The organism is Mucilaginibacter sp. SJ, from assembly GCF_028993635.1.
GTDB lineage: Bacteria > Bacteroidota > Bacteroidia > Sphingobacteriales > Sphingobacteriaceae > Mucilaginibacter.
Genome location: NZ_CP118631.1, coordinates 701,205 through 720,802 on the forward strand (window position 1 = coordinate 701,205; position 19,598 = coordinate 720,802).

Annotated in this window: 19 protein-coding genes; 12 read left to right on the forward strand and 7 right to left on the reverse strand. The window is 41.6% G+C overall.

The window, feature by feature from the left end:
- Positions 1 to 23 precede the first annotated feature (23 nt).
- The gene (locus tag MusilaSJ_RS02745) at positions 24 to 2,429 is read right to left on the reverse strand and encodes a hypothetical protein (RefSeq protein ID WP_274988549.1); all 2,406 of its coding nucleotides are present in this window, start codon (positions 2,427 to 2,429) and stop codon (positions 24 to 26) included.
- A 215-nt stretch (positions 2,430 to 2,644) separates the two neighbouring features.
- Here MusilaSJ_RS02745 and MusilaSJ_RS02750 point away from each other — a divergent pair, with 215 nt between their 5' ends.
- Complete coding sequence (locus MusilaSJ_RS02750; RefSeq protein WP_274988550.1) at positions 2,645 to 5,326, forward strand: S8 family peptidase; 2,682 nt, start codon at positions 2,645 to 2,647, stop codon at positions 5,324 to 5,326.
- A 9-nt stretch (positions 5,327 to 5,335) separates the two neighbouring features.
- On the opposite strand, the gene MusilaSJ_RS02755 is transcribed toward MusilaSJ_RS02750, so the two are convergent.
- The 3 genes from MusilaSJ_RS02755 to MusilaSJ_RS02765 form a co-directional block, all read right to left on the reverse strand.
- Positions 5,336 to 6,367: an AAA family ATPase gene (locus tag MusilaSJ_RS02755; RefSeq protein ID WP_274988551.1), complete on the reverse strand. Its 1,032-nt coding sequence runs from the start codon at positions 6,365 to 6,367 to the stop codon at positions 5,336 to 5,338.
- A gap of 244 nt (positions 6,368 to 6,611) precedes the next feature.
- Positions 6,612 to 7,937 (reverse strand): ApeA N-terminal domain 1-containing protein, encoded by a 1,326-nt coding sequence (locus MusilaSJ_RS02760; protein WP_274988552.1) that lies wholly within the window; start codon positions 7,935 to 7,937, stop codon positions 6,612 to 6,614.
- Between the two features lie 388 nt (positions 7,938 to 8,325).
- A complete protein-coding gene (locus MusilaSJ_RS02765) occupies positions 8,326 to 9,129 on the reverse strand; it encodes a competence protein CoiA family protein (protein ID WP_274988553.1) in 804 nt (267 codons plus the stop codon).
- 48 nt (positions 9,130 to 9,177) lie between these two features.
- Here MusilaSJ_RS02765 and MusilaSJ_RS02770 point away from each other — a divergent pair, with 48 nt between their 5' ends.
- Both MusilaSJ_RS02770 and MusilaSJ_RS02775 read left to right on the forward strand, forming a co-directional pair.
- A complete protein-coding gene (locus MusilaSJ_RS02770; RefSeq protein WP_274988554.1) occupies positions 9,178 to 9,951 on the forward strand; it encodes a hypothetical protein in 774 nt (257 codons plus the stop codon).
- Positions 9,941 to 10,252 carry a hypothetical protein gene (locus MusilaSJ_RS02775; protein ID WP_274988555.1) on the forward strand — a complete coding sequence of 104 codons (312 nt, stop codon included), beginning with the start codon at positions 9,941 to 9,943 and terminating at the stop codon, positions 10,250 to 10,252. The genes MusilaSJ_RS02770 and MusilaSJ_RS02775 overlap by 11 nt, the downstream gene beginning before the upstream one ends.
- Positions 10,253 to 10,375: 123 nt before the next feature.
- On the opposite strand, the gene MusilaSJ_RS02780 is transcribed toward MusilaSJ_RS02775, so the two are convergent.
- Entirely contained in the window at positions 10,376 to 10,615 is a 240-nt protein-coding gene (locus MusilaSJ_RS02780) for a hypothetical protein (protein WP_274988556.1), read from the reverse strand.
- A 448-nt stretch (positions 10,616 to 11,063) separates the two neighbouring features.
- Here MusilaSJ_RS02780 and MusilaSJ_RS02785 point away from each other — a divergent pair, with 448 nt between their 5' ends.
- The 7 genes from MusilaSJ_RS02785 (at position 11,064) to MusilaSJ_RS02815 (ending at position 15,088) form a co-directional block, all read left to right on the forward strand.
- Complete coding sequence (locus MusilaSJ_RS02785; RefSeq protein ID WP_274988557.1) at positions 11,064 to 11,825, forward strand: hypothetical protein; 762 nt, start codon at positions 11,064 to 11,066, stop codon at positions 11,823 to 11,825.
- A 173-nt stretch (positions 11,826 to 11,998) separates the two neighbouring features.
- Entirely contained in the window at positions 11,999 to 12,268 is a 270-nt protein-coding gene (locus MusilaSJ_RS02790; RefSeq protein WP_274988558.1) for a helix-turn-helix transcriptional regulator, read from the forward strand.
- 15 nt (positions 12,269 to 12,283) lie between these two features.
- Positions 12,284 to 12,547 (forward strand): helix-turn-helix domain-containing protein, encoded by a 264-nt coding sequence (locus MusilaSJ_RS02795; RefSeq protein ID WP_274988559.1) that lies wholly within the window; start codon positions 12,284 to 12,286, stop codon positions 12,545 to 12,547.
- Complete coding sequence (locus MusilaSJ_RS02800) at positions 12,544 to 12,852, forward strand: hypothetical protein (protein ID WP_274988560.1); 309 nt, start codon at positions 12,544 to 12,546, stop codon at positions 12,850 to 12,852. Before MusilaSJ_RS02795 ends, MusilaSJ_RS02800 begins: the two co-directional genes overlap by 4 nt.
- Positions 12,853 to 13,095: 243 nt before the next feature.
- A complete protein-coding gene (locus tag MusilaSJ_RS02805; RefSeq protein ID WP_274988561.1) occupies positions 13,096 to 13,473 on the forward strand; it encodes a MobC family plasmid mobilization relaxosome protein in 378 nt (125 codons plus the stop codon).
- Positions 13,463 to 14,443, forward strand: coding sequence for a relaxase/mobilization nuclease domain-containing protein (locus tag MusilaSJ_RS02810; protein WP_274988562.1), 981 nt, complete (start codon positions 13,463 to 13,465; stop codon positions 14,441 to 14,443). Before MusilaSJ_RS02805 ends, MusilaSJ_RS02810 begins: the two co-directional genes overlap by 11 nt.
- 42 nt (positions 14,444 to 14,485) lie before the next feature.
- Positions 14,486 to 15,088 carry a hypothetical protein gene (locus tag MusilaSJ_RS02815; RefSeq protein WP_274988563.1) on the forward strand — a complete coding sequence of 201 codons (603 nt, stop codon included), beginning with the start codon at positions 14,486 to 14,488 and terminating at the stop codon, positions 15,086 to 15,088.
- 323 nt (positions 15,089 to 15,411) lie between these two features.
- Here the strand turns inward: MusilaSJ_RS02815 and MusilaSJ_RS02820 are convergent, their stop codons facing one another.
- Together MusilaSJ_RS02820 and MusilaSJ_RS02825 are read right to left on the reverse strand one after the other, a co-directional pair.
- The gene (locus MusilaSJ_RS02820; RefSeq protein WP_274988564.1) at positions 15,412 to 16,524 is read right to left on the reverse strand and encodes a tyrosine-type recombinase/integrase; all 1,113 of its coding nucleotides are present in this window, start codon (positions 16,522 to 16,524) and stop codon (positions 15,412 to 15,414) included.
- A 95-nt stretch (positions 16,525 to 16,619) separates the two neighbouring features.
- Entirely contained in the window at positions 16,620 to 17,042 is a 423-nt protein-coding gene (locus MusilaSJ_RS02825; RefSeq protein WP_274988565.1) for a helix-turn-helix transcriptional regulator, read from the reverse strand.
- A 193-nt stretch (positions 17,043 to 17,235) separates the two neighbouring features.
- Here MusilaSJ_RS02825 and MusilaSJ_RS02830 point away from each other — a divergent pair, with 193 nt between their 5' ends.
- Positions 17,236 to 18,663 carry a hypothetical protein gene (locus MusilaSJ_RS02830; protein ID WP_274988566.1) on the forward strand — a complete coding sequence of 476 codons (1,428 nt, stop codon included), beginning with the start codon at positions 17,236 to 17,238 and terminating at the stop codon, positions 18,661 to 18,663.
- A 22-nt stretch (positions 18,664 to 18,685) separates the two neighbouring features.
- Positions 18,686 to 19,588, forward strand: a complete 903-nt coding sequence (locus tag MusilaSJ_RS02835) for a HEPN domain-containing protein (RefSeq protein ID WP_274988567.1) — start codon at positions 18,686 to 18,688, stop codon at positions 19,586 to 19,588.
- Positions 19,589 to 19,598: the final 10 nt, after the last annotated feature.

Here is a 19,598-nt window from a genome sequence, read left to right on the forward strand (position 1 = left end):
TTATTTTCGGTTGTTTATGATTTTTATTGGGCTTCATCCTCGGATGATTCATTTTTCCTGAGCATTTTTAAATACCGGTTATCGAACAGATCTGAAGAAAGCCAGGATCCAAGTACACTGTAGGGGTAATGCGTTTTGTCTATATTCATGCCGATGACCAGTTTGCCTTTGGCATCTTTCATATTTTCATTATACAGGATATCGCCCATGACGCCATTCCGTTCGTCCTTTAGCCGATCGTGGTAACCGTATCCGGCGATCGTAAACTTTCTGTTCTCCTCAAAAGTTTGAAGAAAGATCCAGTTATGAGGAAATTCTGCTGATCCTTTACGCATTTTATTTTTCATGTCGTTGACCAGTTCTTCGAAGGTCTCCTGTCCGTCTAAAGGGACGTTTAAAAGTACGTATGAGGTTTCCAGCCAGGTTTGTTTTTGTCTCTCTTCTAACCGGTTAAGCATGTCCCGCCACCATTTGGTTTTTTGTAATTCCGGTTTGGCCACCTTTTCGCCCTTGGCGTTGCCGATGATGTAATGATCGAGTTCTTTTGCCTTGAGGTCCATTTTGAAGAAGCCGATATTTTCTTCATCAGGTCCAAAGTTGAATCCGTTATCTAAATACCAGGCCAGCAGGTCGAGCTCGTCTCCCACGTATTCTATACTGGCTTCCAATTCTCGTCTTCTTTGCAGGTAGTGGATTTTTTCAGAGGCCAGGGTCAGGATATCGAAAACGATCTGTAGATCTGTAAGACTGACCGATGTGGCCAGCTCTTCGATTGCTTTGGTGGTCACCCCCGCTTTGATCAGTTGCTTTAAGTTGCTTCCAGCCATTCCCAGATGCGAGAGTGTTACTCCAAGTGGTATAAAATAGGTAAGCGGTTCAGCATTAAAACGATTGTTTGGCCCTTTTTTGACTTTCAGTGATAGTTCTTTCGGATTTTCCTGTAAAAACTCAATGAACCGAAGGGCCTGTTCAGAAGGATCTTCGATCAGTTCTTTGAAGGTTTTGGATAAACGGTCTGGTGCACCTCGCTTGGCAGGTGGACTGACCTGGCCGGCTTTTGCTTCTACCACCAGCGCAAATTTATCGATGATCACCAATAGGTCATTTTCATATTCTCTGTTGTCTTTACCTTTCCATTTGCTGCCTTTGTAGATCGATGCCATAGGAAAAGCTTCCTTAAATAAATTTACGATCTCGGCTTCAAGGTAGTCCGCGCGGACTTCATTGTATTTCACCCTTAGTTTCTCGTCTTTTGCGCAAAATCCTTCCAGTAATCCAAGGCTCAAATGGGTCATTACCCCCCACAAGGAACTAAAAATTGCGTTATCCTCGATCCAAATGAAAGGTTTTTCATGAACTGGGTTCCCCAGTATAAAATGTTCGATATCATGATCCGCGAGGGCACCGAAATTCAAGGTGATCTTTCCGAATATTTCTTTTAGATTTTCTGCTGTGATCTGGTTATCTCCATAACCTTCCAGTGTCTCAAAATCGAATGTGAAAAGGTTTTCCAGGAAATAGTCCGAGTGCATCAAAAACATAGCACCCAATTGTTTTTTGTCTTTTCTAAACATCTCCCACAGCTTCCGGCGATTTTCGGGTGATATTTTTTCCACAGGGAATGCAGCCTCATAAGCGTCAATCATCCGGTTATAATCTTTCTGACATAAAAATTCAACGGTCTTCAGGCGGTGCTCGTTGATTCTTTCTTGTACCTCGTCCGTCATCTTATAAATAATTTGCAGAAAGATAACGGCGTCAAATTCATGGATGGCCTTAAAATCTTTGCTGATGCGGCTTGCAAGATCAAGCGTAACTGCCCGCATTTTGTGTTCATATGACCAGTTCCGTACAGCTGTGGTCTGCATCATCATTTCCGTTCTTAATAGATGAACAGGCAATTCCTCCGGGGTTTTGATCGTCTCGGGCAAATTGAAATGTTTCAGCTTATTCAATTCGCCTACCGTTTTCAGGTCATCTTTGAAACGTCGCACTTCCTCTGAAAATGGCTCAGGCTTGTAGGACCTTGGCAGGGTTAAGGAAAATGCCTGCAGCAGCTCCTGGTAGTAGGGCGGAAATTCGAGGCTCCCGGTTACGGCTTCTTCATCGTAACCAGCCAGTGAGGTTATAAAATAATAGAAAGAAAATGCAAGCAATTTTGGCTGGTCGTATTTTTCAAACCAATTTTTTAACTTTTGGTATTCTGCCGGAAAAGCTTCGTTTGCATCTTTTCCGATCTTGCGGAGTGCGGCTAAGCGTTCTTCGAAACTCAGATCAGTTGGGCCCTCAAACTCAGCTTGAAAGTATTTTAGTTTGATTGGGGCGGGTGCGACACTATTCTTGTCCATGACTTTCCTGATCTGGTCGATAGAAAGTTCTTTTTTCTTTTTAACAGGCTTTTTCTTTTTTCTGTTCCGGCTGTTTGGCATGGTGCTAAGATTTAGATAATGCTAATATACCACATAAACAATAAACTGGAACGGTAGCGGTGTGTCGGTATTAACGTAGATACTCGGTATTCGACAGATATATTGAATGAAATCCTGAGCAAGAAACAAGTAAACTGTTAAACTGAATTGCTCAAGCTTTTGATTGTTAGGGGGATTTGTATATTTGTTTTAAACTAAGATTAAACCTAATCACAATGCCAGATTATCCACACAAATTATTACAAAACCCCCAGGGTTCCGTCAGGCATTTCGATGGCGGGCGCGGCTTCGAGGACAAGGAAGATGATGATGACAAGGAAGAGGTCGTAAAAGATTACGCCAGGCAAAAAGATAACCTAAGGCTGGCCTATGCGAACTGGAACCAGAATCTCGAGGCCAAATATGCAAATCGCAGGCTCAAACCAAGCTACTCGATCGATTATATCAGGATCGATTTCCTGGTGACGTTTGCCAATACGATCGAATACAGCACCAAGGATATTTTTGAAAAAAAATATGGGCTACATCCTATCCGGTTTTATAATTTCAATAAATCGGTCCTTTTTGAAATTGCTGACAGGGCCAAATTTGATACACTGCAAGGTTTATTGGAGCAATTTATTAATAGCAATGATGATCAGTCCCCCGAGGGTAAAACATATAATATTGTTACGCTTATTCAGGATTTCAGACTCCTCACGGCGAGGCAGTTGTTTAGTGAATCTTTACAAAATCAGACAGGTTCACTGGCTTTACAGCTTACGCATCAGGAAGAGTCGGTTTTTCGGGATCAGAAATTGGTTTTACAAAGGCAGTTGCTTGATCATATTCAAAACACAATTGCGGGCGTTCCGGTTTCTTATCGCCTGGAAGATCGGGTATTGTTGGTTAATGGTATTGCTGACGATGTATTGTTGGATATCCTGGGTAATTTTGACATTGTTGCTTCGGCACAGGCTGTTCGTGTTCCCCGAACCATTCCCGGTGTTAATCCGGCCTTGAACCGGGCTTATGATTTTAACATTACTGGAGTACACGACCGCCTGCCCCGCATCGTGGTTATTGATACTGGCATCAGTCAGCAGAGTCCATTGCGACCTGCTTTAGGTAACCCTGCTTATTCATTTGACCAGCTTTACCCGCCTTACCGTCCTGTTCATTACCACGGAACTGCGGTTGCGGCGATAACGGCGGTGGGAGAGCAGCTTTTTGATTCGACTAAACGAACGTTGATCGCCCAGTGCCGGTTGAGTTCCTATCGGTTATTTGAAAATGATGAAGGATCGATAGATCTGATCGCATTCGAGGACAATATCAGAGATGCTGCTGCCAATGGTGTTAGGCTATTCAATTTGTCGATCAATTTAAGAGCAAAGAGATATAACGGCAATTACTGCTTTTTTGCATATTTATTGGACAAGCTGAGTTATGAATTGGATATCTTATTTTTTATCTCGGCGGGCAATCTGAATGCGGATGACTTATTTACTATTTATGATCGGATGCAAACGCCCGGTTATGCCCCCCTGTTGGATTATCCTGCACATTTTTTCTCACCTGAGGAGATGTCCGATGAACACAGCTGCGAGGCAACCAATCTGAAAGAACCGGCGGAATCACTCAACAATATGACTGTCGGGGCGCTGGCTGATAATTTGAATCCCGGGACTTTGGTGGATATGTCATTGGATAAGATCACGCCTGCATATTATACCAGTAAGTACCATGTGAGCCCTTACTATAAAGTCAATGGTGGCAGGTTGAAAAGCAAGCATATCAATTATCGTTTATTTAAACCTGATATCGTTTTTCCAGGTGGTGATTATGGAGCTGATAGTGCGGGTATGCAGGTATTAGGCACCGGGGTGGGTACCGATCTGTACAGACAGGAATGCGGTACAAGCTTCGCAACGCCGTTTGCCACTAATCTTGCCGCACAGATAGCACATAAATATCCGACCATTAATGCGCAGTCTATTAAGGCATTGATGATCAATTCTTCGACGCCTACTGCACTATCCGGATTTTTACAGGACCACTTGAACCGCTTGAAGGAGAAGTTTTCCATGCTGGAGTTTGGGAAAGCTCTAGCTGCTTTGTCTCGTTCTGAAAAATTGAAGATCAATAAGTGGTTTCATCAGGAGGATCTGCTCAGCCGACTCATGGGGCATGGTAAGCCGGATCCTGTAAAAGCGCTGAGTTCAGATCGGAAATCTATTACGGTTATTATTGAAGACCGTATCGCGGTAGACACCCATAAAGCGATCCCTATTCATCTGCCAAAATATCTGAATGCTTTTGGTAAACAAAGTACGCTGATCGAAGTGGAAGCTACGCTCTGTTATAAATTTCACCCAGACTTTTATGAACAAATGGGTTATAACCCTTTGCATATCAGTTTTAACTTTATCAAAACTTTTACTGATCCGGTCAAAACGGCCAAAGTCGCGGCATACCGGCAGGATGCAGATGGCTTGAATTTTTATACTCCCTTATATCGGGGGATTACGGAAGCGGCTGATAAGAACACGGCCCGGAAAGAGGCATTGGGTGTTAAGCGTGTCCTGGAGACCTGGTCGGACGATTTTTATCCAAATATTAGGCAGTTCTCGAATACGCAGAAACTTAAGTTGAAGATCAATATCAATGACCTGGCAAAAACGGATAATGAGATCTCGCTGATCGTGAGATGTACCGGAAAATCTGAGGCGTCCTACGAGGTGAAGAATTACCTGAGCGGTCAACATCCCTTTTCTATGGTATTGACTTTCTCTGAATTAACAAAAAAGGATTTTTCCGGAGTTGATTTTTATGAACAGTTTACGGAGATCAATGTAACAGCGGATATCGTTGCCGCACTGGAAGCGGAGGCAGACGATTTGGAAGCTGATGTTTAATTCTTGAAGTTATTGAGCCGGTACAACCGGCTCCTTTTTGATAAGTGCAATTTTTTCACTGGCAATCAGGTTGCTCCAGATTTTTGTGTCCAATTGTTGGAGCTGGTTATTGATGAAGGATTTTTTCATTGCATTGCTCAATGTTTTTTGAATGCTGTAGAAAGATAATCCATGGCATTTTGGTAATAATTTTTTCACCTGCGCGTGATCGTAATCGAATTTGCTGTTCCGCAGTGTTTTATGTACGAGTTCTTCGACCTGCTCTTTACTCGGCTTGTCTAGTTTAACAATCAGGTCAAAACGGCGCAGCAATGCCTCGTCCAGCATACTTACCTGGTTTGTGGCAGCGATGACCATTGTATCCTGCGGCAAATAGTCAAATAGTTGCAAGATGGTATTGACCACCCGTTTCATCTCGCCATGATCCTGGCTGTAATCCCTGATCTTACCTAAGCTATCGAATTCGTCAAAAAATATGATACAATCTTCTTTGGCGGCTTTCTTGAATATCTTACTAATATTTTTACTGGTCTCTCCCAGTTTGGAAGATACAATTGCGCCCAGATTGACCACATAGATCATTTTGTTCAATTCGCCGGCCAGTATGTAGGCTGCCAGGGTTTTTCCGCAGCCGGAAGGACCATGAAAAAGGATCTTATTGGAAATAGGTAGTTCCAGTTGACGGATCACGCCTGCAAATTGATGCTCCTTGATAAAAAAGGAAAGTTCTTCTTTAACTTCGTCTGTACAGATGATCTGCTCAAAAGAATAATCGGATGTAACCTTATCCAGGATAAATTCCCTGATCTCCCGCTCATCCTCCCGGTCGTAATAGTTGTTGGATTCAACTTTTACCAAGCCGGAGAATTTCTGCTCTTTTAAAGACTCTTTTAAGATGGATTGAAGCTGTAACGCAAAGTTGAGTTTTTTCGTTTTTTTCGAATGCTCGATCAGTTCGCTTAAGGTTTTAAGCAAATTGTCCTGGTCATTCTCCAGACCGTATTTAGCAATCTCTTTTACGAAATCAAATTGTGTCGACATGCTTTTCTTTACGCTAATATTAGCTAATTATTTTATTTTTTACGAATTCAATTTTCTGAATGTTATCAACAAAACAAATGCCTGATTATTAAATCGCGAAGATATCAATACTGGAGGCATAAATTGCGAAAAAAACGTGGAGAAAATTCCTATACAAAAATACTAAAATAATTAGCAAATAAAAAGAGTGTGATTTGGGAGTGATCATCCGAGTGCATTATTGAGAAATAACGCCATGAATGGGCTAATTATGAAAACCTAACACACGCTTGAGATTAAATAGATCTATTTTAAACCATTCTTTGTCTCGGGAAATCAATTGTTTTATTTTGTCCTCGGGTACAGCGACTGCCCGCCAAAGGTGATAACGAATGATCGTCGCCATCAGCTGGTTAACGCCGATCATATCATGCTCGTTGATGCTGAGGTCAAATTTGATGGTTTTGCTCAGATGCTGGTAAAGGTCGCGCTGGTCTCCTATGATCTCGAACAATTTTGCGATAAAATCTTCTCCAAATGTCGTAAAGAATACGCTTTCCAAATGATTATCAAGGGCGTTCCTAAGTTTTCGATTCATCTCGCCTTTGTATACATTTTTAAGGGAGGCCGTTGGAAATGCATCAAGTCCCTGGATGATCGCACATAAATTCTTAAAACGATCTTCTATGGAGCTTGTCCGGCTGTTTAATTCATTAAAGAATAATTTTGATATTAATCGCTGCTTGATGCTGAACGCGTGCCAGTTTTGATAAAGGTCCGGCAGTACATTTAATAGATCTTCCATTCGGAATAATGGCGGTATGCCTGCATGACGGGGCACCCTGATATTCCTGACGGTTTCAGTTTGAAAGTAAAAGTAAGGTAAGGCCTCGTTTGAATCAGGTAGTTCGTCAATGGGATGATCAAAAAGGATGAGTCCAGTAATATCCTGCCGCATGCTGAAGATCAATTGGAAAAACCATCCAATTTCCCGAGCCTGACGATTGATGTTTATCAAATCTGTAGCTTTTTCGCTTTGGATGGTAATAAAAGGTTCATAAGTGACGGAAAACTTAATCTTTTTAGAAGGTTTGTGCGACAAACCGTATGGATTATGCAGGGTGATTTTCAGTTGATCTTCTGATAATAGGTCTACCTTCTCAAAATAATGTTTGATTGTTAATTTCTTGACATTTTTAGGGTTTATATCGACGTCGACGTAAATACCGATCTCCGATAATTGTTCGTAGATCACGTTGGCCTGCCTGAAATTAGCGAGTGCAATATCATTGCGCTCATAAGAAACGATCAAGGATGTTGCGGTTAGTTCTTGGCGCGAAAAATTACTCCAATAATAATTGTTGGAAGTTTGAATCGCGTCTGAGGCTTTAAATTTCCAGATACCCCGATCGGTGGAAATAATTCCGGTGAAATCGAAGGGTTCCCGGTGACCCCGCGTTTGAAAATGATCTCCGGTGATGATGTTAAAAGCAAAGTCGTTGTCTTTGAAGGTCAGTGTGCAGGGAATCTCTTTTCCCTCTTCGTGGATGGTACCGGTATAACTTTTTGAGAAATCAAAAACTGGTTTCATGGTGCAGCGTTAATTTTTTTTTTGCCTTATGGTTTGATCATTAAGGTTTTACATGTCTATCGTGGCTAACGAACTGGCAGCTTAGCCGATGCGCTGCATTTTGCGCGCTCTCGCGCACTCTATTCCGCTTATTCGCTAAGCGCTACTTTCGCAACAGCCTATATTTTGGGCTTCGGCTCGCCGTCCGAAAATCCCTGCCACGCTGTCGCCGGGCAGAAATTTTCCGCGCAGTGCCCAAAACACAGGCAGTTGCTTTAGGGAGCGACCCGGATTTGATAAGTATTTCATTGAATAAATCGAGGTATCTCCATTTTCTTTAGCGTATTTAGTAGAGTAACTCAAAACCATTGCTAAGAACAATGGGTTCGAATTTTTGATTATCACTTGATCAGCGTTTATATTTCCAGAGGATCGATTTGGGTAGGGGGTATTTGTAGCTCTTCATTTCAAAACGTTTGGGGGAGTACCAACGTTCGAGGTCTTCAGGGTAAATCTCGTCGATGAGGTTTTTGATCTCGAACGTGCTCCGTAATTTTTTACCTTCAAAATAAACCATCCCGCCTTGGTTTTTATCGTAAAACTCCGTGCTGTCTCCATACGCGGCACCAAACGCGGCCACAGTAAAGGCTTTCTCGCGCCGGTGCCAGAAAAGGAGCTTTTTGTTATTCATGAAGTAAAGCAATTTCTCATGTTCCTTCATTTTGAAACGATCTTCATGTAGACGGACATTTTCATAGGGCAGTACCCAAATGACACCGACATTGGCATCAAAGTAGGTTTCCGTGTCTATAATGATCTTCCTTACGTCTGTCGGATCCACCAGTATTTCTATCGCGATATTATGCCTTTTACCATGAATAAAAACATCGGGGCGGCAACCTATCACACCAGTGTATTCCAGGTCCACCTGCCGTCCTGTCCCGGCATAACGCTTGGACAACGTATCATAAATAGACATTTTGTATAGTACCTTTTCCCCTGATTCATGCTGAGCGTAGCTGCACACGCTCTCCGGAGTATGCGCGAAATGCGCGATCCTCACCATCCCGTTTTTCAAGTACATGGCCGCTCCGCAAGCTGTACATTGAAATTGCCGGCCCTCCAGCTTCGCATATTCCCAGGCAAATACCTTTTGGTTGGTACCTTTTAAAAAAGCAGATTGCATATTGATACCTAATATATAATATTTCATTCAAGTTATAGATATTTGGATACCTATATTTCCTTAACACGCACCGTCATGGCTATACAATTTACTGCAGATCACTATTTAATGCTGCAATCCAGTTATTTAAAACATTTTCCAGAGCAGTTCCCTTTGGAATTGATCAGTGATTACAGCAGTATTTTACGTTATCAAAAATATTTAAAGAATTCAAAGCCGGAAAGGCGGTTGTTGTGCATTTTATTGAATACCGTCTTAGAAAAGATCGAGCGGGGGCAACGCTTCCAGAAAATATTGATCCTGAAGCTTATTTTGCATCACCTAAAATATGGCGAAACGGATCAGGAAATCAAGATCAAGGTTTTTAAGATCTATCAGGAGCTTATTTTAAATGAACCAGATGACGTTTGCTGGAAGTTAAGCAATATGCTTAAAAACCGGGAGTTGTTGCCGTATCAAATCGATTGGTTGCTGGATAATATAGCGTTATCTGAGCATATTTTAAATAGAGTGTTACGTTACCCGGTAAAAAATAAATCGATCTCCCGGTGGGCGGAAACAGCTATTCATAACGAAGAATTGTGGAATAGGCGTTCGGAGATCATTGGTTGTATCTTAAATTATCGGCCTAAATTCCGACATAAGAATCACCAAAACCTGGTATGGGGGATCTATTATTCTAAATTAACGCACGAAGAAAAGAAAGTATTGCTGGATAAACATTTCTATGCAGATAATCTAAGCGAACTGTTGAAGATATGTGATCGTCAAAATTACACCGACCTTATCAAAAAATGGTTCCAGGAAATCTCGCTACACATGGAAAGCACAACGGACGATGATAACTGAACAAATTTTTGATAAGTTTTTGACATGGTTGCAGCCTTTGAAGAGCGAGCATGGGAAAGGTGTTTCCCATAAGAGTTCGGTGGAACGGTGCCTGGTGAATCATTGGGCGCGGACGCGTTTATTTGAGACGGGTTCGTTTGGTGGGTCGTCTAAAGATCATCATCGACAACCCAGTGAATATAAGCGGATAATAATGACCAAGGCCAACACGAAAATGTTGGTGGTCGTTGAAGAATTAACTGCTTGTGGTCTGTTCATCTGGAGCATGGCGCAAGAAACGAGAATAAATCTGAAATCATAATGCGTGCACAGTAATCAGTCAGTGGCTTCGAAGGCGTTCGTGTAATAGCTGAAGGTCAGTGGTTGTACCGGTAAATATTTCAGCCTAGTGTTTGGCGGATAAGCCTGTTTGCTGTAGTTCGAATTAGCGTTGTTTGTCGGTAGAAATCAGGTCGGAAGCGGGCAGGCCCGAAGCCAGCCGCAGGATGTCGATCTGGTCATTGATCTGTTCTTTTTTATGCTCGACCGTGTGATTGGCCGTCAGGCTGGTCCTGATATTTAACGAGAGAATTTGATCGAGCCAGGTTTCAGCTAAGATCTTAAATAAATCAAAAGCTTCTATGGACGTGATTTTGTGTTGCCAAAGCAGCAATTTAAAAAACAAGGTCTACCCAGTACTCACCTTACCATACAAATGTATGCCATTGGTAAATAAGTGGAATATGAATGTCTATATGATGCAGTTGCCAAGGCAGTGATATGAAAATATTTTTTTTCAGTGATATTGAAAGCCTGCATCGTTGACCATAAGGATGGGCGGGAAGAAAGTAAGGGTTTAGTTGATAATGACTGCTTATCAAACATTTCGAAAGAATAAAGGATTGAATTTTAAATCTGATTTGTTTCTTGAATCTTCAAATACTAGATAAATGATGATTGTTGAAAAATCAAGCTCGAACTGAACTTTTTTCGTCCATTATTTAATCCAAGAACAACATGTTATTCCAAAAATACGCGATGCTAATTAACTTAAATCTTTGATTTTTAATATTATTAAGTACAATAAAATAATTTAACATCAATACGCTTATTTTTGAATAAATCACCTTCCTATGAGCATTAATTACTTTAAACCTCGTGACCGTTTCGATTTTTCAAAGGATACTTTGGATATCGGTAATCCATTACAATGGGACAGGTCACATTTCTTAAAACACTTTTTTAAAAGAGTGTTTACCATTCCCGAAGATCGCATAGATGAATTTTTTCAGCACCACCTGATCTATTATTTATCTCGACATACCGACGATGCGGAGGAGATCTTCTTTAAATATTTTTGGTCGCTCATCGAAAGGCAATTAAAAGTGTTACTAAGCAAGGATGTTTACGACAAAAACCATTTGAGGAACGAGCAGGAAATAGCGCGGTTGCAAAAGTTTACAGGAATGTTGATCTCGCTTGACCGTTGGAATGTACACAAATCAAATGATGCGGTAATAGCGCAGCAGGAGTCAGAGATATTAGCACTTAAACAAGAGGTAACTAAATTGAAAGCCGATCTCAGAAAAGCTACAGCGTTTGAAACCGAAGGTTATATCAATATTCCGGAAGGCTACCGAAATGCCGTTTTGCACCTGCATTTGCAAATGCAGGAACTCAAAACTCCTGAAGGGAAAGAATTGATGTTTTCTCAGACGCAGAGTGTTTGGATGAAAATGATCTGCAAATATTTCCGTGAAGGAGACAAGGAGATCAATTACGAAACCATACGCCGTTATTTTCCAGGTGACAAGCGCGATCCGGGAGATAAACACGCCGATATTCCTGCAAAAGCAAAGCTATTTACGATCAATACTACGAAAAAGAAGAGTTAGCTTTTTCTTTTGCCGGTAAAGTAATTAGCTATTCGCCAATATAGCAGCAATCTGTTAACCAGCTTCTTATAAGCTTCTGTAGCTTTCTCCAAACATCTCCATTTTAACCATGCAGTTCTGCATGGTCAAGAAATCTATTCTGTATAACACACATTTGTTTCAAAACAAATGCTATGCAGATAATCGATCACGAAGCTCTTAGCCTGTGCATACGCCAGGCGGTTAGGGCAGAACTACAGGAACATTTTAAAACAGATGGCAGCCAACTGCCTAACTCGGAAAAACTTTTATCCAAGCAGGAATTTGCCGCCGAACTCGGCGTGTCTCTCGTTACGCTTACTGAATGGATGAAAAAAGGCTTACCCTATTTGCGCCTGCATAAAAGGGTGTACTTCAGAAAAAGTGAAGTACTTAATGCCATGCAACAAACCATTAACGATTAAAACTAGGAGGAACAGATGAATGTGGAACTGATCACTAAAGGGGATTTACTGGAATTTAAAAGCGATTTGTTAAATGAGATCAAAAGGATCATACAGCCGGGGCAAGGCAGTACAAAAAAATGGTTAAAGAGTGTGGAGGTAAGAAAGCTGTTGGGGATATCGCCCGGTACGCTTCAAAATCTTCGGATCAACGGCACGCTGCGTTTCACTAAAGTAGGTAGCATCATGTACTACAAGTTGGAAGATATCAACAAGATCCTGGAAGGAGAAGGTAAATGAAGCTGCAAAAGGAAATTGTCAAAGAGCTGGCAGCCTATACCAGCTTGCTTAAACAGATGGAAAAGGATAACCGCTTGCTGCCAACCCATCTTAGCCTGTTTACCGGTTTGTTTGTTTGCTGGCAGCGAAACGGTTTTATCAGCCCATTTAGTGTGACCCGGAAAACGCTCATGGCGTTTTCCAAGGTCGCATCTATTGCCACTTATCATAAGTGCATCAGGGAATTGGATGAGTATGGTTACATCCGGTATCAGCCGTCCTATCATCCGAAGGAGGGCAGTTTGGTTTACTGGCCGGAAGCATGAGCTGTGGCCTAAAAGGATGCTGTCTAAATTACTGCAAAACTTCGTTTTGCACCATTGAAATTGCATACGGCGAACGGAATGCAGAACAAATACAGATAGTGGGATATAAGGCGGAGAAATCTACGACCCGAAGGGAGCGAGTTAATGTTTTTGCTTCACAAAAACCCGGATACACCCCGCCGGGGTGATCCGGTAACTCGCTCCCGTTGGTCGGTTTAGGAAGAGGTGTTAAGAAAGTATTTTATGATAGGATCATCTGAAAAAGAGAAAATACAGAAAAAGCGGTTACCCGGCAGGCCGAAGAAAACAGTGAGTAAGAGCGATTTCCTGATGGTTCGGCTAACGCCGACGGAACGTGTCCTGATCGATGGGCGCGCTAAAAAGGCCGGGTTGAAAACCAGCGAATGGTTCCGCAGGGCTGCCAAAAGCGCTAAGGTTTTCCCGCGATTTACTGTCGAGGAAGCCGGTTGGTTCAGGATGCTGGCGGGGCTTGCCAATAACCTTAACCAACTGACACACCTTGCCCATGTGGCGGGGCTTTTTTCCTTGGCTCTGAAATGCCAGGCTTTGCTTAAACAGATCGAGGAATTATTAAATAAAATCAGCAGCCATGATAGGTAAACCAATAACCGGGCGAAGCTTTGGCGGTTGTGTTCGTTACGTTGTGAATAAACAGGACGCGAAGATTATTGCTGCCGAAGGTGTGCGGATGCAGAACGCAGGAACGATCACCAATGATTTTAATCTGCAACGAAAGATGAGGCCGGAATTAGGGAAAGCCGTGGGACACCTGGTTTTAAGCTGGAGTAGGGAAGATTTGTCTAAGTTGAGTGATAGCATTATGGTTGAGCGGGCAAAAGAATACATGGATAAAGTGGGTATCCGTAATACCCAGTTCGTGGTAGTTCGTCACCACGACAGGGAGAATCCGCATTTACATGTGATCTATAACAGGGTAGATAACGACGGTAATACAATTACCGATAAAAACAACTTTGCGAAAAATGTGAAAGCCTGCAAAGAGATCACGCTGAAGTATGGATATCATTTGGGGGAAGGCAAAGAGCAGGTGAATAGACAAGCCTTAAAAGGGAACGAGAAAATCAGGTATGAGCTTTTTGATGCCATTAAAGCAGCGCTTAAACAATCAGGTGACTGGAAACAACTGGAAGCGAATCTAAAAAAGCTGGGTATTGGTATCGCTTATAAATTTCGTAACGGCAGTAATGAGGTGCAGGGGATCTCCTTTGAAAAGGGCGATATCAAAATGAAAGGCTCTGCCATTGACAGGAGTTTCAGTTATGCCGGGATTAATACGCAGCTTAACCGGAATCTACAGACGCAGCAGGAACATGTAGTAAGAAAAGTAGATTCACCTTCATTAGCCGATCAGTTACGGGATGCGATCAGGCAGCGGGGCCAGTCTAATCACTTACACGTTCAAACTGGCGGTAAAGGCATAATGGAAACGTTGCTGGAACCACAGTTTGTTGCTGGTCCGCCCGACCCGATGGGAGATGCGGATATAGCTAAAAGGAAAAGAAAGAAACATGAAGCGGAGCATTCCCAGTCACAAGGGATAAGCAGGTAGCATGATTATAAAAAGATTATCAAATTATTAAAACCAAGTATTATGCAACAGGAAGAACTGGAAGAAAAAGTAACAATGTTGGAAGAACTGATACAGGGGTTCATTCAAAGGATAACCATCGTAGAAACCGAAATGCCGGAATTTTTAAAAGCCTTTTTACAGCAATACAAAGGAAAATTAGATGGGATAGCAGTCAGGATTGAAACGGCCAATAAACGTTATGATGAAAAGAAAATCGAGCAACAGATCAATGAATTGAAAGATGTAGTATCACGTGTGCCTAAAATTATCGGTGTCAGAAATAGCCATCATTTCGGGGCTTGGTCAAAAAGCCTGGTTATCGGGGTGGTGGTAGCTTTTATTGTTACAGCCGGATCATTTGGAACTGCTTTATATTTAAATCATCAAAATGACCGGCTAAACGAGGAAGCTTATAATTTCTGGCTGGTTAGGGCTATGTATCCAGAAACAGCGGAAACCATTATTACGGGATTGAAGAATGATCCGAATGCTTTTATTGCCAAAGCGGAAAAGGCGATGGAGAAACAACAGGCAATTGCTGCCGCTAAAGCTATTGCCGATCAGGCAGACAAGGCTCAGAAACAGGCAAGGGACAACCTTAAGAAAGTAAGGTCTGCAAAGTGATTACACTTTGAAATGTTTTGTTTTTGATGGAAGGAAACGGCCATGCGGCTGCGGCAGGCGGCTTCATTACACCCTACGCTTCGCTGCGGATTTCATTGCGCCGTCAGCCTTGCCACCGCGCGTGCAGGAGTGTATTCGTTCCTCATACACACCTGCCTTCCCAGCCCACGGTTATCGGTTAGTCACAGCACCGCAGTCACAAAATTAGCTACGCAGGAAAACAGTCAAGGGTATATAAACCACGGCTATCGCCGTGGCCCTTGACAGTTTTCCTGCTAACAGCTCCGGTTGTTTAAGCGGTGATATGACTGGGTGTGCGCAGATCAAAAGTCGAGAACAATCCGGTTCGCCGCTTCTTTCTTTGCCTTATCCACGACGCGGGTATATCGCTGGGTAGTTTTAAGGTGTCTGTGACCTAATAGCTTTGATATGGTATAGATATCTGTGCCATGATCAAGTTGTAAGGTGGCGTAGGTATGCCGGAGACAGCTAAATGTCAGGTGTTTATTTATGCCCGCATCCTTTGGCCAGGCTTTAAGCATATCCCGGGTGTAATTATAGTTGGCTTTTGGAAAGACAGTCGCTTCAGGATCGCCACGTTCTCCCATTAAGTCAAATGCCTGGTTAGAAATATAAACGTGTTGAGGTTTGTAAGTTTTGCGCTGACGGAATTGGAGATAGTAGTTATCCCGCTCCCCGCGAACCTGATTCCATTTGAGGTATTTGATATCGCAAAACCGAAGCCCGGTTAAAATTGCCAGTAATACCACCCTTTTATACAGATCATCATTTACAGCAGTGTCAAGCAATTTCCGTATTTCATCCATCGTTAAATATTCCACCTCTGCTTCAATTTCTCTTAGTCCGGGTGACAAGGCATGCAGGTCATCGCTGATCAGTTTTTCACGCCAGGCTTGTTTTAAGGCCGTACGGAACTTGTTATAATAACTTAGCGCACTGTTATGCCCAATACCTCGCCTTGATTCGCGCAGTTTAGGCTCATTTAACAAAAATTGTTTGAATTGTTCGCAAAGAGAGAGGTCAAGTTTAGCAAAACTAATATCTGCATCCTCTGCAAAAAGCTGGAAATACCTGACACTGCTATCCCAATTGTGCCAATTTAAACCGCGTTGCTGATCTGCAAGTTTCCTGAAGTAGGTAATAAAACTTTCATGTTTCCTGAAACTTGGGGACATTCCATGTTTCTGAGCCTGCAATTCGAGTTGGCGGCTGGCGCAGATTGTAGTTGCCAGCTCCATCGTAGTCCGGTTATGATTTCTTTCGGCGGGACTTGCCGGATTATCATATACGAAGAGTTTAAGGTTTTCGTAGCCGGTCTGCTTATTTGTTTTGGGGTTTACGATTGGTGGATAGTAGTCCAAAAACAGGCGGTGACGCCCCTTTGTAAGAGCGTGTTTTCTGATTGTTACTTTCATGGCGTTCAAAATTGGTTACGCATGAAGTAACAGGTTGATCTGCTAAAAGCTTAAAACTAAATTAGATTAATGAAAGTAAAAGGATTATTTGCTGTTTATAAGCCTTTGTTTTTTAAAATCTCAACTTTTTCTCTTTCACTAGCTAAAAGTTGTTCGTAAAGTTTTTTATTTTCCTCAAATAATTCAATTACCTTATCAATTGGGTGGAAAGTAGGTTGGTAATTTATTGCATTTAATGTAGACGTGTCTGTACTTGTAAAGGTGTTTGAAATTATGTTCAAGACACTATCCTCACTAAAGTTCTTAATTGCTTCAACAGGAACTTTTAATATCTCAGCTACCTGCTTTAAGATATCATCTTCAATGACTTCTTTTTGTTCCAATAGAGATACCCTTTTTTGACTCCATTCTTCACCAAGAGCAATAGCCAAAGCCTCTTGTTTAAGCCCCAGCATTTCACGGAAGCGTTTAACATTGCGGCCTTGGTGGATATTCTTTGGTGTTTCGGTGCTGTTCATAAGTAAGTATGTAGGGTTCGTTCAAAATTAAACAAAATAATAAAAAGCCCTGCATTATCTAATATAGAAATAATATCGGGTTAAATATGCCTTTTAATGGTATTGCATAGAAAGCCTCAGAATAGTTTAGTATTTTTTTGCTGTTGAAATTTGTACTGCCGGTTAATGAAGAGCGGTATCAAATTCAAGGCTTATGTATTGTGGTGTTTATGCTCCCTGGGATCATGCCCCAAAGTTCCTTCGTTTTTCAGAAGTGATGGATCCGATGATACCTGTAAAATATTTTTTTGATGCCGATGACGTAGAGGGACACCAGGAAACCTTGAAAACCTGGCGTCACCATGTTGTTAATGATGGATTCTATAGTGATAAACGCTTTGGTCCCGGAGTTTTGTTCCATGATTATGAGCTTAATATCCGGCTTATAGAAGGACTTCACCTGCTTTTTTTAGAGCATCAGGAGTTTTCCTATGAGAAAAAGAAAGTTGATGTGGAGCAGCTTAGCGCAGAGAAAGAGGAATGGCTTTGGTTTCCTGTTGAGCTTTCGGAAAAAGAATTATTAAATCCGTACGTTATACTTGAAGCTGCATTTGATGAGGTAAAGCCGCAAGAGTTTCGCGATCACCTTGTCGAATGGCTCGCTGCTGCATTGTCCACCCATGCCATCGATGAATCCATGTCGCCGGGAGAGATTATTACGGTATACGAACATCTCAAAAAAATGTACTCCGCAGCATGGTTGATTTTTCAGCGGGATACAGAGCATGCATTTTTCAAGTTTAAAGCTACTAAGGTTAAACCTCAACAGGAAGATAATAACAATGTGACCGAAGCAGATACAAGCACGGCACACCCGGTAATAGAACAATCTCCGGCATCAAAGCTTGCGCTGAAAGAAGTTGTAAAGGCAATCTTGAATATTGAGCCCGCCGTAAGGGCAATCATTCAAATCGGCACATTGGAAAATCCGTTCGGTTATATACTATACATCATGATCGATGAACCGCGACATGAACTGGACTACCTTGTCAATGAGTTGATCGAGAACAGCCTTAAACCATTAATCGATATTTCTACGATTGTTGCAAGTGTATCAAGTATCAAAAATGGAAATACTTCAGAAAGAAAATTTTTGACCTGGGTACTTACTAACGGTGTAATTATTTACGAGACGGATGGGCTTGGTTTAGATAACCTGAATGCCGGGAATAATAGATTAATCTTAAATACCCTACAACATGAATCTCGGCTCAAATTTGCAAGACTGTATTATACTGAAATAAGCTATCACTTTAGAAAAAAAGAATTTAGGGATGCACTTCAGGCCGTGCATAGGTCTATTGAGGCAACATTAATGGAATATCTTGATGTTAAAGTTGGGTTTGAGACAACTATACCCAATCTTAACAGGTTGATCACGGTGACTTTGATTATCGATTCAAAGGTATCAGACTGGTTCCTTGAACTAAAATCTGCGCGTCCGGAGTTACATGATCTTTTGCAAAGCGTGTATCCCGAGACGATTAGAAACAGCTTAAACATTTCAGAACAAGAGATAATGGATCTGATGGGTAAAGCAGCAGATTTAATGATGCTCATCCATAGCCTTTTAAACGAATAACCCACCTTAAAAAGTTTTAACAATGAAGAGTAATCCCATTAAGCTTACTGAATACCAAAATAAAGAATTGCAGGTAATAGCTGATGCATTAAACACTCAATACCAAATTGAAAAAATCATTTGCTTTGCCGCATTAAGTTCGTATAGTTCTAAAGAAACTGTTTTTAGTTCAGCACAAAATAATTTAACAAATAATTATTACTTATTGGTATTGACTACAGAAATCACACGCATTGAACATGTGATGCAAGATTATATCAATAAGCAGTTTTCAGGTGTATTTGTGATTGCACATGGGCTTGAAACGGTAATTAATCTGGTATATAACTACGATACCTTTTTTCTGAATGCCTGTTTGAACGGAGTTCTCATTTATACATCCGATGGTTTTACTATGATCCCTGACTATGACGAAGCAAAAGCTGAAGAAGCAGTATTGAAAGACAAAGAAGCATTTGAAAGAATTTACAAACTTGCTTGTGGCTTTTTGGAGAGCGCATTTATTTGTCTGGAAAACAACTTTGATAATAACGTTATTTTCTTGCTTCACCAGGCAGTAGAACAGGGAAGTCGGGCATTGATCAGGTTATTTACAGGTTACCGTTCTGACATCCATAACATCAGTCGGTTACTTGATTTCTGCAACTGCTTTTCACCGGAGCCATCAGTGTTATTTCGAAGGCATTTTTCAGAGGAAAAACATCTTTTTCGCGTATTAGCCACAAGTTATTCGGATGCTCGCTATAAAGATAACTATCATGTCATCGATCATGAAGCTGACCTGCTGTGTAAACAGGTTAAAGCTTTTCTTGATCTTGTTGCCGAACTGGCAAAAAAAGAAACCGTACAGGGCACCGCTAGGACCACAGTTGAAGTTCCGGCAGAGGTCGTGGATTATTCCCCGGCCCTGCCAGCTTCGCTGTGATTGTCATTTT

Coding starts and splice junctions, on each gene's coding strand:
- MusilaSJ_RS02745 (WP_274988549.1), bottom strand. CDS start 2,429: ATGCCAAACAGCCGGAACAGAAAAAAGAAAAAGCCTGTTAAAAAGAAA.
- MusilaSJ_RS02750 (WP_274988550.1), top strand. CDS start 2,645: ATGCCAGATTATCCACACAAATTATTACAAAACCCCCAGGGTTCCGTC.
- MusilaSJ_RS02755 (WP_274988551.1), bottom strand. CDS start 6,367: ATGTCGACACAATTTGATTTCGTAAAAGAGATTGCTAAATACGGTCTG.
- MusilaSJ_RS02760 (WP_274988552.1), bottom strand. CDS start 7,937: ATGAAACCAGTTTTTGATTTCTCAAAAAGTTATACCGGTACCATCCAC.
- MusilaSJ_RS02765 (WP_274988553.1), bottom strand. CDS start 9,129: ATGAAATATTATATATTAGGTATCAATATGCAATCTGCTTTTTTAAAA.
- MusilaSJ_RS02770 (WP_274988554.1), top strand. CDS start 9,178: ATGGCTATACAATTTACTGCAGATCACTATTTAATGCTGCAATCCAGT.
- MusilaSJ_RS02775 (WP_274988555.1), top strand. CDS start 9,941: ATGATAACTGAACAAATTTTTGATAAGTTTTTGACATGGTTGCAGCCT.
- MusilaSJ_RS02785 (WP_274988557.1), top strand. CDS start 11,064: ATGAGCATTAATTACTTTAAACCTCGTGACCGTTTCGATTTTTCAAAG.
- MusilaSJ_RS02790 (WP_274988558.1), top strand. CDS start 11,999: ATGCAGATAATCGATCACGAAGCTCTTAGCCTGTGCATACGCCAGGCG.
- MusilaSJ_RS02795 (WP_274988559.1), top strand. CDS start 12,284: ATGAATGTGGAACTGATCACTAAAGGGGATTTACTGGAATTTAAAAGC.
- MusilaSJ_RS02800 (WP_274988560.1), top strand. CDS start 12,544: ATGAAGCTGCAAAAGGAAATTGTCAAAGAGCTGGCAGCCTATACCAGC.
- MusilaSJ_RS02805 (WP_274988561.1), top strand. CDS start 13,096: ATGATAGGATCATCTGAAAAAGAGAAAATACAGAAAAAGCGGTTACCC.
- MusilaSJ_RS02810 (WP_274988562.1), top strand. CDS start 13,463: ATGATAGGTAAACCAATAACCGGGCGAAGCTTTGGCGGTTGTGTTCGT.
- MusilaSJ_RS02815 (WP_274988563.1), top strand. CDS start 14,486: ATGCAACAGGAAGAACTGGAAGAAAAAGTAACAATGTTGGAAGAACTG.
- MusilaSJ_RS02820 (WP_274988564.1), bottom strand. CDS start 16,524: ATGAAAGTAACAATCAGAAAACACGCTCTTACAAAGGGGCGTCACCGC.
- MusilaSJ_RS02825 (WP_274988565.1), bottom strand. CDS start 17,042: ATGAACAGCACCGAAACACCAAAGAATATCCACCAAGGCCGCAATGTT.
- MusilaSJ_RS02830 (WP_274988566.1), top strand. CDS start 17,236: ATGTATTGTGGTGTTTATGCTCCCTGGGATCATGCCCCAAAGTTCCTT.
- MusilaSJ_RS02835 (WP_274988567.1), top strand. CDS start 18,686: ATGAAGAGTAATCCCATTAAGCTTACTGAATACCAAAATAAAGAATTG.